Consider the following 14,975-nt stretch of genomic DNA (forward strand, 5'->3'; position numbering starts at 1 on the left):
CAGAACGAGTGATCCTATTGCATGAGATTTTTAAGAAATGCTAGTCCATCAACTGCGAGTTTATCCTGGCTCTCTGCTTTTGGTGTCCAGAAACACACAGCTCCTGCAAGCTCTTTATTATCTGTAGTAAAACTTTCAATCGATACTACTCCCTTGTATCCTATCCTCTCCCAACCTTTCCGATAGGCATTCCAGTTCGTCTGTCCTTTACCGGGAGTGCCCCTGAAATTTTCCGAAACCTGCATGTGGATCAATCGATCACCTGCTGTGACAATAGCTTCTTCAATATCCGGCTCTTCAATATTCATGTGAAATCCGTCGAGCATGATCTTCGCTGCAGGATGACCAATTTCATCTACCAGTCGCGATACATCTTTCACTGTATTCACCAGGTCGGATTCAAACCGGTTTAAAGGTTCTAAAGCAATCTGCTGACCTTTAGCTTCAGCCATTTTGCAAACATGACGAAGGTTTTTCACTGCCAGGTCCCATTCTGCTTTTCTTTTTTCAGGCGGCAACAACCTTGCTTTCCCAACTGCAGAATACATCGGGCCTGCTACAAAATCAACCTCCCATATATTGGCTATATCAAAACATGCATTTATATACCTGAAACAATTTTCATGCACAGCGGGATCCTCGTGTGTCAGGTCACGCGTAGGTCCGAACGCTGCACACAACACCGGTTTCAAATTGTACTTTTTCAACGCAGCCTTCACCTTTACCGGATCAAATGTGCCAGGATCCTCCACCGCGATCTCTACTGCATCAAATCCGATCGATGAAATCTTTTCAAATAATGATTCTGTAATCGCATCATTAAATGGTGATGTCCAGACCCAGGTACTAACTCCAAACTGTATGCTCAATCGAAACTTTTTTAAAATTAATCAGCCTCTGCGTTCCACGTTCAACGTTATACGCTCAACATAGAATGTCAGTGTTTAGTTGACAGTTAACACTCCCTGCATGATCCTCCAGTGACCTGGGAAAGAGCAGATGTAAGGATAGTCACCTTTGGTATCCGGCACCTTAAACTTCAAGGTGAATTTCCCTTCCGGATTAACGAGCGGAGTCGAGTATAACACTTCAGGCATTGCGGGTACATATTGTTTTTCTGCTCCGTTTGGATCTGACGCCAGCTTATCTGCAGCCGCTCCCACTTTTTCAAGACTACCCGGTTTCAACAGCAGGAAATTATGCTGCATGAAATCGATATTGTCGAACACGATCTCAATGACAGTTCCTGCTTTTGCTGAAAGTTTTGTTTTATCAAACTTCATGGCATTCTGAATGGGCCTAAGGAGTATGGTTTGAGCAGCAGGGCCGAGATCTGCCACGGCAGCGCCCCCAGGTGCAAGTAATTCCAGCGATGCATCATTGATGTATCCACCAAAATTGAAATCCTCAGGATAAGTACCCGGACGTTCATTGCCTTTCTTATTGTCAAAGCCAACCCGGATGCCTTGCGCAAGATCAGCAGTAATCAAACCTTTTGTTTTCCCTTCTGCTGCAATTTTATCATCAATAAGGATCTGCATCACACCACCATTGAGCAGTTTTGCTTTTGCATTAAACTTCTGTGGCAACGGATCTTTTGTTGCAATTTGTGTTGATTTACCGTTCTGATTGACAAGGAATTTTAGTTTTCCATCCTCAACATAAAATGCATAACCGTTGTTTTTGTCTCCCTGCGCGATAACCATCCCGAACATTCTGTCCTTATTATAAAGGTCAAGATTGGATGAGAATAATATTTCCTTACCCTTTGGTTCCGGGGCACGGCCGACGGGGACATTGTTCCATTTGGAAAGCTGAATAGCACTCAACCTGCTTCTCATCGCAATACGTTGCATCAGGTTAGCCTGGCCGATTGCTGCATCTTCAGAAAGGCCTTTGGCACGATAAGCTTCCATAAATCCATCCGATTGTACTGAACCCGCAATGAAAAGTGCTTTTGCGATCCATTTATCATTTGCATTTTCAGGTTGCTCAGCAAGTGTGAAAAGGGTTTTTCCAATTTCCGGATTAGCAGGGAAGTCTGCTGTTTTCAGAATTGCGGCCAGGCGTACACGTAAGTCTTTATCATTCAAAACACCAGAGCTCAGGAAAGCCGAAGTTAATGAAGCATCTGCAGGCAACACTTGTATCGCAGCCTTACGAACACCTGCTGAAGGATTTTTCAATGCTTCAATTACCAGGTTATTTGCATCCGCGTTTTTGCCATCCAAGGCTCCTAAACCATGAATCGTCCAAAGTGCATGTGTGGCAGCAGCATTCACCCCGATCTCATCTGCTTTGCTGTTACGAACCACATCATACAAATCTTTCAATACTGAAGCATCAGCATTTTCAACAAGTAAACGCTGTGCAGTCAGGCGCCAGAACATGTTGTCGTTGCTCAATGCTTTGATCAAACCTTTTGAATCTTTTTTATCAAGACTCAATGGTTTTGACTCTTTTCCACCGGTATATACGAGTTTGTAAATCCTGCCACGTGTGGTATCACGCATAGGATTGATATAGGCATTACCCTTTCCATTGTCAAAACCTACTGGCGTAGGATTGTGTTGAATAATGAAATTGTACCAGTCAAGGATCCAAACATCGCCATCAGGACCTACTTCAGCCTGCACGGGTCCAACCCAGTTGTCCGAGCTGGCGAGTAGGTTCCATCCATCTTTTTCTTTAAAACCGGAGCCGCTTTTCTCCATAATGGCATTGTGAATCACGCGACCGGTAGGCTCGCACACAAAAGCAATCCTATTCCAGTATTCCTTAGGGAAATTTCTCGCTGTGTAAAGATTATGACCAGCTGCTGCAGTAAATCCATTATGCACATCCACCTGGCGCAGATGTTTTGTTACGGCGTGCATGGCATAATGGCCATCCAGTTTTTCAATTCCGGTCTCATTCATACCGGCAACCTTATTATAGTAAGTTTTAGGTATTGCATAAAATGCACTGTGTGTGTTGTTGGCCGTTGAAATGAAAACATCATTTTCCTCCGAGAAACCAAGCCCCCAGGTATTATTGCTCGTATTGCCTAGGAATTCCAGATTCTTACCATCTGGAGTGAAATGATACACGCCCTGGCTGAATTTCATCGTATCGGGATTGCTGCCGATCACACCGTTAAACCCTGAATATCCCAGTACACCCCAGATCTGGTTATCATATCCGTATTTCAGATTTGATGGTCCTGCATGCGTATCAAAAACGCCCCAGCCTGTGATGAGGTTTTCTCTTTTATCCGCTTTATCATCACCATCAGTATCTCTCAGGTAAAGGAAATGAGGCGCCTGTGAAACGATGATACCATCTTTATAAAAAGTAAAACTGGTGGGAATATTCAGCTTGTCAGCAAACACCGTGAATTTATCAGCCTGACCGTCGCCGTTAGTATCTTCCAGAATCGAAATTCTGTCGTCACCCTGGCTCTGATCATCTTTTACAGTATTGGGATAATCAACCGTTTCCACTACCCACAATCTTCCTCTGTGATCCCAGTTCATATAGATCGGCTTACGGATCTGCGGCTCTGAAGCAAAAAGTTTCAGTTCAAATCCAACCGGAACCTGTATCAATGCCATCGACTGATCAACAGGTAACGGCGCCTGGAATTGCGGTGGCGGGTCTACTTTTTCATAATTAGGAATGATAGCATCCGTGAAAGTTAGTTTGGGCTTTGAAACCTGTGCAAGTCGTGCATTGGCATCCTCGCCAAGAGCCCACAGGATTCCACCTTTGAGCAATTGCAGAAAGCCCGGATTTTTCCAGGTTTTGTCATCATGACCATAAGCAGTATAAAACACGCGACCCTTTCCATAATTGCGAACCCAGGTATAAGGCTCCTTATGTGATGAATCTACGCGCTCCATCAGTACTTCGATGTTCTTGCTGATCTTATCATGAACGTATGTTTCATCCCATGTCGTGAATTCCTGCAATCCCTTTACGGCAGGGTGTTCAGGCTTGATGATATGGGAAGGAAATGAATCAACACCATGCGTTTTGAATTGACCACCAATCAGCTCAACGACTTCCGGATTATTTCTGAAACACCATGACGCACAGTGCACGGGAATAAATCCCTTTCCACCATTCACAAAATCCAGCAACGCTTTTGCCTGGCCGTCAGTGATGCTGTCGTAGTTGGCATATAGTACCAACGCATCATATTTATCAAGATTTTCTTTGTTCAGGTCATCGGGATTGCTTGTGTAAGAGAGATTGATTCCATCATTAAACAATTCCCGCGCTACTTGTTCTGCGGGGAATGTTGATTCGTGATGTTTGCTGTCGTGACCGAGGAAAAGTATTTCCAGCCGGCCCGTACCTGAGGATTGTTTGTCTTTCGTTTTACAGTTGGAAAACAGGAGACATGAGAATAATGTTACGGCTAACAGTTGGGGTAATCGCATGGCAATTATCGGAGTTTAAGGATACAATGTCACGAAAGTTTACGAGAACTGATTTCTTTATTTTGTCCAATTCTAACTCTATTTTACCATTTTTTACGATTTTATGATACATTTAGGCAAATATGCAGTTATATGAGGCAGGCAGTCCGCAAATCGGTGATCCCTTCCCACCAGCTTTTCCTGATCAGGAAACTGGAGGATAAGCATTTCGATCCTGTCTGGCATTTTCACTCGGATTACCAGTTGTTTTTTGTAGAAGAAGGGTCAGGTACGCGTTTTATTGGAGACGATGTAAGGCCTTTCAATAAGGGTGAACTGGTTTTTACCGGGCCCAATCTTCCTCATTTGTGGAGAAGTGACGAAAAATTCTTTGATAAAAATGATCAGTCGCGCTGCAGCGGAATCGTGCTTTATTTAAAAGAAGAATTTCCCGGGCATGGCTTGCTGGAAAAGGAGGAACTGATCGGTCTGAAGAAATTAATGGAGAAATCTGTGCGCGGACTGGAAATCGGCGGAGAAACCCGAACACTCGTTATTCAGATGATGCAGGACCTGTTTCATCTCACCGGCGCCAAAGGGCTGATCAGGATACTTGAAGTACTGGACATGCTTTCATCATCCAGGGACCTCACCTATATATCTGCAGCACCTTATGAAAATACGTTCCGCGAGAATGAAGCCGACCGGATGAGTCAGATCTATGCTTATGTAATGGATCATTTCAAACAGGAAATAAGATTAGATAAGATTGCCGCGGAATTGTGCATGACCCCCACTTCGTTCAGTCGCTATTTCACGATGAAAACGAATCAGCCATTTTCAAAATTTGTAATCAACCTGCGTATACACCAGGCTTGCAGGTTATTGACTGAAGAAGATATGGGTGTGGCTGACGTATCCTGGGAATGTGGATTCAAAACCCTTTCTCATTTCAATAAACAGTTCAGGGAAGTAACACATCTGACGCCATCGGAATACCGGAAGAAATACCGCGAGCTGATGGAGGTATAAACGCTGTGCGTTCAACGTTTACCGTTAAACGTTGAATGTAATTCGTCCGTTAAAAAACAAAATTGGTCGAATTTTTTTCCCTGGTATTGGTACAAATGTAGTTTTACTGAAATGTCATACGACCAAAAACTATGGAATACGATAATGACCGGATCATAAGACCAGCAAACAAGGCCATATATTATTACAGGCTTTTTATTTTCCTCTTCTACCCTGCGATCAATGCTGTTATCTTTTTTCCCAAAGCGCCATCTTTCTGGTTTGTACTTGTGCTGATAAGTGCAATACTGTTTCCCTTATATTTTCTTTATAGTCGTGTACTGGAAACCGTAAGACTGGTGAAAAACCGCGTATTGCTGAGTATTGCAGTTACATTGCTGTTTTACGGGATTGCCCTGACGATTCTTTTAGGCATCTATACCTTCATGCATCGGTTTCAACTCGAGCCAGGCTATTTCGAATATTTCCATTTCGATCTGGCGACTATCCTGCGTGAAACATTATGGATCGCAATGAACATGAGTGTATCAGTTGCCATCAATTATATCGTCAGAACCGATGAAGCAGTTGAAACCACACGGGAAACACGTCGCGAAAATATGTATTTCAAGCTTCGCTATCTGCGTTCCCAATTGAACCCGCATTTTCTTTTCAACACACTCAATAGTATTTATGCATTGAGTCTTCGTAAATCAGAACAAACGCCTGAGGTTGTAGTACGCCTGGCAGATACAGTGAGGTATTTAATTTATGAATGCAATGAAGACCGTATTCCGTTGAACCGTGAAATTGCGTTCATCAATAATTATATCGAGATTGAAAAAATCCGGCACAAAGCGGATATCCGGTTTAATGTAGAAGGTAATACGGACGGTATAATGATAGAACCATTTCTTTTTATATCGTATATAGAAAACGGTTTTAAACATGCGATTGACAATTCATTTGACGAGCCTTTTATTTATATCACGCTAAAGGTGAAAGAGGATTACCTGCTGCTCAATGTGATTAACAGCAGCAATGCAGACCTTGAGCAGCAAGCCAAAAGGATCAATGGCAAAGGAATTACCACAAGTAAGAATATGCTTGAGTTATTGTACCCCGACAGATATGACCTCAATATTATTCAGACGGATCGCAATACCGAACGCAATGGTGAGCTAAGATTGGTGCATGCGCGCGAAAGACTCGAATCCCTGTACCCTGATTCGCATACGCTTGATGTTATCCTCAGCAATAATACCTTTACAGTATCTCTGATGATAAAAACAAAAGCTGCTTGATCCGCTGTATTATTGTTGAAGACGAAGAACTCGCGCAGGAAGTTATCAAAATGCATCTTGCCGGATATCCTCAGTTTGAATTACTCGGTGTATATCGCAATACGAGAGAGGCAGCAGAAGCGTTGAGTAAAAATAATGTGGATCTGATGTTCCTTGATATAAGGCTGCCAGGGATGACAGGTCTTCAGTTCCTCAGGCAACTTGTTCATCCGCCGTTAGTAGTGCTCACTACAGCTTATGCGGAGTATGCATTGGAGAGTTATGAGTTCAATGTCATTGATTATTTATTGAAACCCATTTCTACGGAACGATTTGCCAAAGCAGTAAGTAAAATAGAAGATGTAAAACTATTTGCAGGCAATGCAAAAGCAGATAACCCATCATCAGATCATTTGTTCATTCGTTCCAGCAGCAAATTCTTCCGGGTTAGATACGAGGATATCCAGTACATCGAAGGGATGAAAGATTACCTCAAAGTCCATCTCGACGGAAGTACATTGATTACGCATCAGACCATGGCCGAGATGGAAAAAATTCTTCCCGTAACAAAATTCATCAGGATACATCGATCGTATATCATTTCCATTTCCAGGATCAAATCAGTGTTTGGTAATAGTGTTGAGTTGACGAACAAAACCTTGCCGGTTGGTATAAATTATAAAGATGGATTGATGGAGTTGGTGGGGATGAAATGAGACTTAACTGGTTTCTAAAACCTGTTAGGTCAGTTAGAAGATCTTACGCCCCTTCATTACATAGGATCATTTCAATTCGGGAAACATTTTCAATAGTGAATTGCCAGTTTCAATTTTTTAAAGCTTTAAAATTTACCAATAGATTTTTTGACACGATCACGCGATCATACACAGGTATCAATCCAGTATCCATAAAAGTCTTCCATCAAAACTATTTCGGGCGACTAAAAAACCGATCACACCTACACCGAAAATCAGTATTGCCTTTTTTGAAATAAGGTTCCTTGATTCTTTTGAAAATAATAATCCCACAGTAAGCATTAACCAGGATATGATTGCCATATAAACAATGAGAATACCAAACAAAATAATTGGTGTGAACCAGTCTATACCTATCTTACCTGGATCATCCCAACCTTCGCTGGGTATATGTCCGAGTATTATAGCACCTGTAAAAAATGAAGTAAGCACAGCGATAAACCATACTAACGGAATTGCTGACAACAGAAAATAAACTCTTTTAAAATTCTGCATTTTACCCAGAGTGAAATTCCGCGCTTGTAAAAAAAACCAATTGCAGAGATCCGGAACACAAACTAAAAAAAAATGGGGGTAATGTCAACCGGGGTAAAGGAAATTAACTCAATGGTGTTGTTAATATCTCCGCTTTTAAAAAAAGATATACTGGTACGAAACGGAAATCATATCATAATCCAAACCACTTTTGGTAAATGCACCCGTGTGGTATTGTAATTTTAATGAATGAAATTTTCCCAGCGGTACCGACCAGGTAGCTCCAAAACGCCAATTGTCTTTAAGATCTCCCGCTGGCACTTCATCAACGGTTGTTTGTCCGCCATCAAACCAATTCCCATTAATTCCGACCCACATCTGGTTTTTAAAATAATAACTGGCATGGGCCTGTATACTGAATACTGGGTTCTGCTCAAGTGTTTTATTGCTGAGAAACTGATTATTGTTTGTATAAAACCAGACGCCCGTATAGCCTTCAATATAAAAACGTTTAGAACGATGCGACAAACCTATTTCCGGTTTAAATCCCCAACGATGGGCACCAAGATTGATTCGTTTCTCCGGATAATAAAGTCCTGTCGGAACAGAGGTTACAAGACTTACACCAAAAATTGTTTTCTGTTGAAAAAACCTGAAATCCTTTTTATCGAGTGCCGGTGAACCAATAACATTGACGCTCAGGCGTATGCGCATATCATTGAAACCATTCCTGGCACCGCTGGTATCTTTACCGTTGATTTTGAGATTTCCGTTCATCATTGTATAAGGAAGTGAAATCTGTACCCTGGATAATTTTTTAAAAAATCCAAACGTACGTACATAAGCAAGGCCTATGTTATGACTGGAAATCTTGAAATCTTCTACCGGGAGACTCGGATCTGTGACAACATTGCCATTTACATAAGCATAAACAGCCGCAACTGCATTCATCCCTTTGGGCGTGTTGGCATAAATCCGCGGCTCCAGGTCTTGCGCTCTTAAATCTGTACAATTAGTGCTGATTAAAGCAAACGATACCCCCATTCTGAATACAGCTGATAAGCCCGGCATTGTCCGTCGCTTACTACTTTGGTTACTCCTGACCATAAAATATCTTCGACTCATGGTGATTTCTCCCTTCTAACCTTAGTTTTTGTATACTTAAACATCTGCGAAGACATCAATCAATCCATTTTTATCGCAGTTGTCATATAATCACTTGAATGTTGTATTGATCAGAACTGATCAGCAGGTCAATCGGACCTTGACTTTTTTTTACGGTTTTCCGGGCACAGATCTCCTGAAAGGAAAAGATGAAGATTTCACCTGTCAGCTATGCATCTTCGAAGGGTCAAATACGTTCCCACAATTTGCGCATTCTGTTTTTTCTTCATGGCTGGTAATACCCGATATGGCCTTAAAGAATTGTCTGACTAGTTTACAAAATCTGAGTAAGGCAACAATCATTTAACTGTATACCGACGCAATACCCGTGGGTGTATCAGCAGTCGATTCGGGAATGACTTCCGGGGTTGCTGAGGTATTACTAAAAAGTTTCCGATGCTGCAAGGTAGAATCCGAAAGATTTCTGGCCGAAACCAACATCAATGGCAAGATTGGTCCTTGTCATTTTGTCGACCATCACCCGAAGGCCAAAACCATATCCCGGTTTAATGGATTCAAAAAGTTTCGGAGACTGACCAGGAAAACTCGCGGAAGTTGCATTGGCGAACAATACGCCACCAAGAATGCCACCACAGGAAGAGAGCGGGAACCGGTATTCCGTTTCACCATACACCAGGTTGTTACCTCTGAACCTGCCCTGCGTGTAACCTCTTGCGCTACGGCTACGCTGATCATATGCTGTTGCAGGTAAGATCAGGTATGGATAATGACCGGAATGTGAAAAATCACCCAGGGCCCAGAAAGCGATCTGGTGTCGGGGATTTCTTTTTGACAAAGGATGAAAACTCCGCCATTCAGCTGATAGGAAACTTGCATTCTTTTTATTTCCCAGCCATTCTGCAGAACCACTCCAGCTCAGCATCAAAAAGTGCCCATGATAAGCGTTGATCTGATTGTCCCTGGTATCAGAAATAATATTCAGGTTGAAAGAACTGGCACTGTATTTCTCTGTACTGAACCCATACAGTTTGTTGTAGGCGTAATGACTGGTTATAAGTGAATCGCCGGGGTTTAGTTTTAGCTTTTCATCTTTTATTTTGAAATAGTAATCAAGAAAGTACCCAACTCCAACAAAAAATCCCTTGTATTTTTTCAGTATCCGCATGGATGCCGATTGATGTACCCGGAGAAAGTTGAATTTGAGAGGCTGAGCAAGAGAATCAATGGATGTTTCCTGTCCGCCAAAGCCGTACTGGTAATCCAGTATGCCTCCTTCTGGTGCATTTGTTCCTAAGCCATAAGTAGATTGGGAATAGATCAGGTACCGCCAGTCACCAGTCAGGAAGATCTTATTATTTTTAGTGTAGACACTGTTTTTCAAAAGAAACAGTGCCTGCTTTTTGGTGGTCGCCTGGACACTTCCTGAAATAAGTGAAAATTTTGTTTCGGCTCCTTTCAGTTTGAATCCATACTGGCCTCCAACCCCAAACATAAATCCTGTTGCAGGGTTTGATCCGATAATAGGTATCAGAAGAATTGAACCGGCACTGACAGAATTTTTCGGAGGCTTGTTAAACCATTTGCGTAACAGATCCGGCAAATCCCGTTGAGTACAGATAGTATCGACTGTTTCTATATTTACAGAATCTGTAGAATCAACGGGCACCTGATCCTGTGACAGGGCTAAAAGAGGTAAAACCGCACTACATAAAATCAGTCCTAACTTGAACATTCCAGAATTCATCAGCAGTTCGTGATGTTGCACAATTAATCGGTAAAGGTATGGAACAAATTCCCCCGGAACATCAATCCTGGCGCGATTCCTAAAGTAGGACATTCAGTTACTCCACTTCATCCGCCCGGACGAATACAAAGCCTTTCTGACGTAAAACATCTGCTTCATTATAAAATGTTCTGCTCCGGGCAATCTTTCCATTTTCAATTTTGTAAGTAGCATTCACCCAAAGATTTACATCGTTTCCTCCGCCCCTGTACTTTATGGTGAGATAAGCCCAGTTGGCGACCCAGTCGCCCGCATCGGCCTCATCTGCTTCTGTTGTTGTTACGGCGATATTCTGATGCCTTGTATATTTAATGGACTCATAAATATTTTCCGCATTGTATCTCCAGTTAGCCAGCGCATCAGCCTTGTTCGTCGAATCATTTATTGATGGGCCGTATCCCATATAGTTATCAGCAAGAAGGGAATCCATCAATGCGATATTATTTGTCTCAACAGCTTCCATATATTTTTTAGCAACTTCAAGACTTGCCGCATTATTATTCTTAACAGCTGAATTACATGAAATAAGACTGGCACAAACCGCCAGCAGATAGATGCATTGCTTCATAATTCAAAACATTTAATGATTTATAACCGGATTTTTTTTCGGCTACGGTTCACGGTTACACAGTTATTTTATAGTGTAACCTTTTCCTTCGAGACATGCCGAAAAAGCTTTGACAAAACTGTTTTTCAATTCCTGTTCTTTATTGGCTGCATCTGTTTCTGCTTTCTGGTTGGCCTGGGCCTGTCCTTTTTTTGCAGCACGCCTGCCTGCCAGGCCACCGGCTACTGCGCCTATAGCGGCACCCTCCCCCGCATCTCCTGCGATGGCACCAATAGCAACACCTGCGGCAGCACCTTTAGCTGCGCCTTTAACAGCTCCGCCGGTAGGACCTTTCTGCGCAGGTGGAGCTTCCACCTTGGGTAAGTTCAATGGATCTATCCCCGATTGTTCCATTGCCCATTTATAACATTCGAATTCATCCACTTTCTGTTGTTGCTGCGTTTGATTTTTTGCAGGAAATACATAAAGCTTCAATCCGGACGAGATCTGGTTATATGTCATTTTTGAAGTGTCTGGTACGGTTGGCGGCGCCTGTCCAAAAACAATATGAGCAGAAATTAAAAAGACTACGAGCAGTAAATACCGGATGGTTAACTTCCGCGAAAATTTTGAAGTCATTTTTTATATTTATAAAAGTGAACAGTGCTTATTGTTTCGGTGCAGGAAGTTCGACTTTTGTTTTATCAAGTTCACCTACAAAAGGAATTTGTTCCTGGATATACAGACGGATATTATTTTCAAGATAATCTTCCAGCTGGAAAAGTTTTGAAGCCTGCAAACCACCAATCACTGTTGAAAATTTGGTATAGTAGGTCTGCTGCAATTTTGTGAATTTATCCAGCAGCGCAAATTTCCTGGTCATTAGTGATGTAGCTTTCTTATCATCCAAAGACGTGTAATCCCCGGCATATGCTTCAATAAGACTGATCCTTTCCTGACCGAGTGCTTTCCGTTTATCTTCATATTCATCATACAGTTTCCAGAATGCATCTTTTTTCGCGTCAGGAATAGTCATGAATTCGCTCACCAGCGCTTTCTTTTCTTTTCCAAACATGGCCTGGATCAATGCGATGTCTTCTTTGTTTGATTGTGCGTTGACGATTACAGAACAAAATAAAGCGCAGATAATTAATTGTATTTTTTTCATTTTAACTTAATTGAAGGTTAATCAATAGAGACTTTTTGCAGAACTATTTTTTAGTTTGAAGTGTGATCTTTTCCAGCTTACTGTTAAACTTATTTGAGCTGCCATAATTTGCGACCGGTGTTCCTTCATCGATTCCGACATCAGCCAGATCATCCACAGAAAATAATCCCGGCTGTGTTTTTTCAATTCTTCCCTCTCCCACTTTAGCACCATCAATAGAAATTGTTCCGATGCCACCTTTGCCTACACCGCCATCATATGTAAAGTCGTAAACAATGGAATGTTTCCCTGGTTTTAAAACCTGTGATGAGGTTACATGATACTGATCCAAACCAAGGTAGTTATATGTAAATACTGGTTTTCCGTTTCTGATATAAAATGAGAGGCCACCAAATCGTCCACCCTGACAAATCAACACGCCATTAGCGTTGGCTTTTACGTCTACGTCGGCCGTGATGGAATAAGATGTATTTCTGAGATTGATGAATATGTCAGGCCCCATGCCTTTCATACCTTCCCCGAGAGTAAGCGAAGTCCGACCGTCCATAATCGTTGGCCGGCCCACTGCTGCTGCATCTGCGCGAATTAACAGGCGGTCATCGATCGGAAGCACATGCAACCTTTCGGCCTCACTCATAAATAAAGCCTGCAGCTCTTTTAATTTTTCAGGATTCTGTGCCGCTATATTTGTCGCGAGACTGAAGTCTTCGTTTAAGTTAAACAATTCCCAGGTATCTGCTTCTAAAGTCTGGTATGGTTTCTGGTTCCATGCCGCACGGTGAATTGTTCTTGCATACCAGCCGTCGCTGTAAATGGCCCGGTTACCAAACATCTCGAAATACTGCACCGTATGCTTTTCTTTTGCAGCAGCGTCATCAAAACTGTAAAAGAAACTGGTGCCTTCGATTGGATCCTGGTTGATGCCGTCAACAGTTCTGGGAGCAGGGATATGAGAAGCCTCATAAACAGTTGGTGCAATATCTATCACATGTGTAAACTGCGATCGGACTTCTCCTTTAGCCTTAATTCCATTTGGCCAGTGTGCGACCATCCCATTTCTGGTTCCACCGAAATCTGACGCCACCTGTTTCGTCCAGGCAAAAGGTGCATCCAGTGCAACAGCCCAGCCTGCAGCCATATGCGGATAAGTTGATGGTCCACCCCATTCCTCGTAATGTTTCAACATGTCAGGCACAGTTTCCGGAACGCCATTGAAATACGTCATTTCATTGTACATGCCATTCATCTGTCCTTCGGCACTTGCGCCATTATCCCCAACCACATAAAGAATTAAAGTGTTGTCGAGTTCGCCCAGTCCTTCGATTGCCGAAACAAGGCGACCTATTTCATGATCTGTATGTTCTCCAAACCCGGCGAAGGTCTCCATCTGGCGCGCAAACAATTTCTTTTCATCTGCAGACAGCTTATCCCAGTCTTTGATATCCGTTGGTTTCGGAGCAAGTTTCACATTTTGTGGTACAAGACCCAGTTGCTTTTGTTTCGCCAGTGTTTCCTCTCTCAATTTATCCCAACCTGCATCAAATTTGCCTTTGTATTTTTCAATATATTCTTTCGGTGCGTGATGTGGGGCATGGCATGCACCTGTAGCGAAATACATAAAGAATGGTTTCTCCGGTGTGAGCGCCTGCTGGAAACGTACCCAACTGATCGCATTGTCAGTCATATCAGTTGTGAAATGATAATCCGGATCCTTTGAATGTTCCACCTGCGTAACACCATCATAAATCAAGGGCGACCATTGGTTGGTTTCACCACCGATAAATCCATAAAATTTATCAAATCCCGAATGCGTCGGCCAACGGTCAAGCGAACCCGAAACAGAGATCTCCCATGGCGGTGTTTCATGGTATTTTCCAAAGGCTGCGGTGCTGAACCCATTTTGTCTCAAAACCTCTGCCATCGGGGTGATTGACTGTGGACGTACTCCCGTATTACCCGGAAAATTGGTTCCGGTTTCCATAATAGAACCCGCATTGTTGCTGTGATGATTATAACCTGTCAGCAAAGCGACCCGTGTAGGAGAACAAAGTGCAGTGGTGTGAAAACGATTGTATTTCAATCCGCCGGCTGCAAGCCTGTCCAGTGTAGGCATATTAATCGGACCGCCAAACGCAGCAGACGCGCCAAACCCGATATCATCGATCAGCACCACAAGTACATTCGGTGAACCTTTCGGCGCTGTTACCTGGAATCTCGGCGGAGCCTGTGCCTTCGCGGCGTCGAGCTCTTTGTATAATGGTCGTATAGGCTCTTTAATTGGCAGGCTCGTTCTGTCTAACTCACCCGACGCGGCAAGAGGCGTCCCTGCATTATCTGTTGATGCTTTCTTGTCTGCCGTATTGCAGGCACAAAAGAAAATAAACAAACCAGCCAGCCATTTTGCATTGATCAGTCTTAATTTCATA

At 42.7% G+C, this 14,975-nt stretch carries 12 protein-coding genes; 3 read left to right on the forward strand and 9 right to left on the reverse strand.

Features of this window, described 5'->3' with window-relative positions:
- Positions 1 to 14: 14 nt before the first annotated feature.
- A complete protein-coding gene (locus tag P2W82_RS03985) occupies positions 15 to 869 on the reverse strand; it encodes a sugar phosphate isomerase/epimerase family protein (protein WP_336514545.1) in 855 nt (284 codons plus the stop codon).
- Between the two features lie 75 nt (positions 870 to 944).
- A complete protein-coding gene (locus tag P2W82_RS03990) occupies positions 945 to 4,424 on the reverse strand; it encodes a PVC-type heme-binding CxxCH protein (RefSeq protein ID WP_336514546.1) in 3,480 nt (1,159 codons plus the stop codon).
- A gap of 132 nt (positions 4,425 to 4,556) precedes the next feature.
- Between P2W82_RS03990 and P2W82_RS03995 the strand changes: the two genes are divergently transcribed.
- The 3 genes from P2W82_RS03995 (at position 4,557) to P2W82_RS04005 (ending at position 7,413) form a co-directional block, all read left to right on the forward strand.
- A complete protein-coding gene (locus P2W82_RS03995; protein ID WP_336514547.1) occupies positions 4,557 to 5,435 on the forward strand; it encodes an AraC family transcriptional regulator in 879 nt (292 codons plus the stop codon).
- Positions 5,436 to 5,566: 131 nt separating this feature from the next.
- The gene (locus P2W82_RS04000; protein ID WP_336514548.1) at positions 5,567 to 6,718 is read left to right on the forward strand and encodes a sensor histidine kinase; all 1,152 of its coding nucleotides are present in this window, start codon (positions 5,567 to 5,569) and stop codon (positions 6,716 to 6,718) included.
- A complete protein-coding gene (locus P2W82_RS04005; protein ID WP_336514549.1) occupies positions 6,715 to 7,413 on the forward strand; it encodes a LytR/AlgR family response regulator transcription factor in 699 nt (232 codons plus the stop codon). The genes P2W82_RS04000 and P2W82_RS04005 overlap by 4 nt, the downstream gene beginning before the upstream one ends.
- Before the next feature lie 177 nt (positions 7,414 to 7,590).
- Here the strand turns inward: P2W82_RS04005 and P2W82_RS04010 are convergent, their stop codons facing one another.
- The 7 genes from P2W82_RS04010 to P2W82_RS04040 all read right to left on the reverse strand — a co-directional run bounded on the left by P2W82_RS04010 (position 7,591) and on the right by P2W82_RS04040 (position 14,974).
- The gene (locus tag P2W82_RS04010; protein WP_336514550.1) at positions 7,591 to 7,947 is read right to left on the reverse strand and encodes a hypothetical protein; all 357 of its coding nucleotides are present in this window, start codon (positions 7,945 to 7,947) and stop codon (positions 7,591 to 7,593) included.
- Between the two features lie 135 nt (positions 7,948 to 8,082).
- The gene (locus P2W82_RS04015; protein ID WP_336514551.1) at positions 8,083 to 8,997 is read right to left on the reverse strand and encodes a transporter; all 915 of its coding nucleotides are present in this window, start codon (positions 8,995 to 8,997) and stop codon (positions 8,083 to 8,085) included.
- Between the two features lie 475 nt (positions 8,998 to 9,472).
- A complete protein-coding gene (locus P2W82_RS04020; RefSeq protein ID WP_336514552.1) occupies positions 9,473 to 10,783 on the reverse strand; it encodes a BamA/TamA family outer membrane protein in 1,311 nt (436 codons plus the stop codon).
- Between the two features lie 109 nt (positions 10,784 to 10,892).
- Positions 10,893 to 11,402, reverse strand: coding sequence for a nuclear transport factor 2 family protein (locus tag P2W82_RS04025; protein WP_336514553.1), 510 nt, complete (start codon positions 11,400 to 11,402; stop codon positions 10,893 to 10,895).
- Positions 11,403 to 11,465: 63 nt separating this feature from the next.
- Positions 11,466 to 12,020 carry a hypothetical protein gene (locus P2W82_RS04030; RefSeq protein ID WP_336514554.1) on the reverse strand — a complete coding sequence of 185 codons (555 nt, stop codon included), beginning with the start codon at positions 12,018 to 12,020 and terminating at the stop codon, positions 11,466 to 11,468.
- A 28-nt stretch (positions 12,021 to 12,048) separates the two neighbouring features.
- Positions 12,049 to 12,549, reverse strand: coding sequence for a hypothetical protein (locus P2W82_RS04035; protein ID WP_336514555.1), 501 nt, complete (start codon positions 12,547 to 12,549; stop codon positions 12,049 to 12,051).
- Positions 12,550 to 12,592: 43 nt separating this feature from the next.
- Positions 12,593 to 14,974 carry an arylsulfatase gene (locus tag P2W82_RS04040; RefSeq protein WP_336514556.1) on the reverse strand — a complete coding sequence of 794 codons (2,382 nt, stop codon included), beginning with the start codon at positions 14,972 to 14,974 and terminating at the stop codon, positions 12,593 to 12,595.
- Position 14,975 lies beyond the last annotated feature (1 nt).

The sequence above is a fragment of the Pollutibacter soli genome (assembly GCA_029269725.1).
GTDB lineage: Bacteria > Bacteroidota > Bacteroidia > Chitinophagales > Chitinophagaceae > Pollutibacter > Pollutibacter soli.

Bases quoted from the DNA above. Each gene is read 5' to 3' on its own strand.
- P2W82_RS04000 (WP_336514548.1), top strand. From the start codon at position 5,567: ATGGAATACGATAATGACCGGATCATAAGACCAGCAAACAAGGCCATA.
- P2W82_RS04015 (WP_336514551.1), bottom strand. From the start codon at position 8,997: ATGCCGGGCTTATCAGCTGTATTCAGAATGGGGGTATCGTTTGCTTTA.
- P2W82_RS03990 (WP_336514546.1), bottom strand. From the start codon at position 4,424: ATGCGATTACCCCAACTGTTAGCCGTAACATTATTCTCATGTCTCCTG.
- P2W82_RS04035 (WP_336514555.1), bottom strand. From the start codon at position 12,549: ATGAAAAAAATACAATTAATTATCTGCGCTTTATTTTGTTCTGTAATC.
- P2W82_RS04010 (WP_336514550.1), bottom strand. From the start codon at position 7,947: ATGCAGAATTTTAAAAGAGTTTATTTTCTGTTGTCAGCAATTCCGTTA.
- P2W82_RS04030 (WP_336514554.1), bottom strand. From the start codon at position 12,020: ATGACTTCAAAATTTTCGCGGAAGTTAACCATCCGGTATTTACTGCTC.
- P2W82_RS04020 (WP_336514552.1), bottom strand. From the start codon at position 10,783: ATGTTCAAGTTAGGACTGATTTTATGTAGTGCGGTTTTACCTCTTTTA.
- P2W82_RS04025 (WP_336514553.1), bottom strand. From the start codon at position 11,402: ATGAAGCAATGCATCTATCTGCTGGCGGTTTGTGCCAGTCTTATTTCA.
- P2W82_RS03995 (WP_336514547.1), top strand. From the start codon at position 4,557: ATGAGGCAGGCAGTCCGCAAATCGGTGATCCCTTCCCACCAGCTTTTC.
- P2W82_RS04040 (WP_336514556.1), bottom strand. From the start codon at position 14,974: ATGAAATTAAGACTGATCAATGCAAAATGGCTGGCTGGTTTGTTTATT.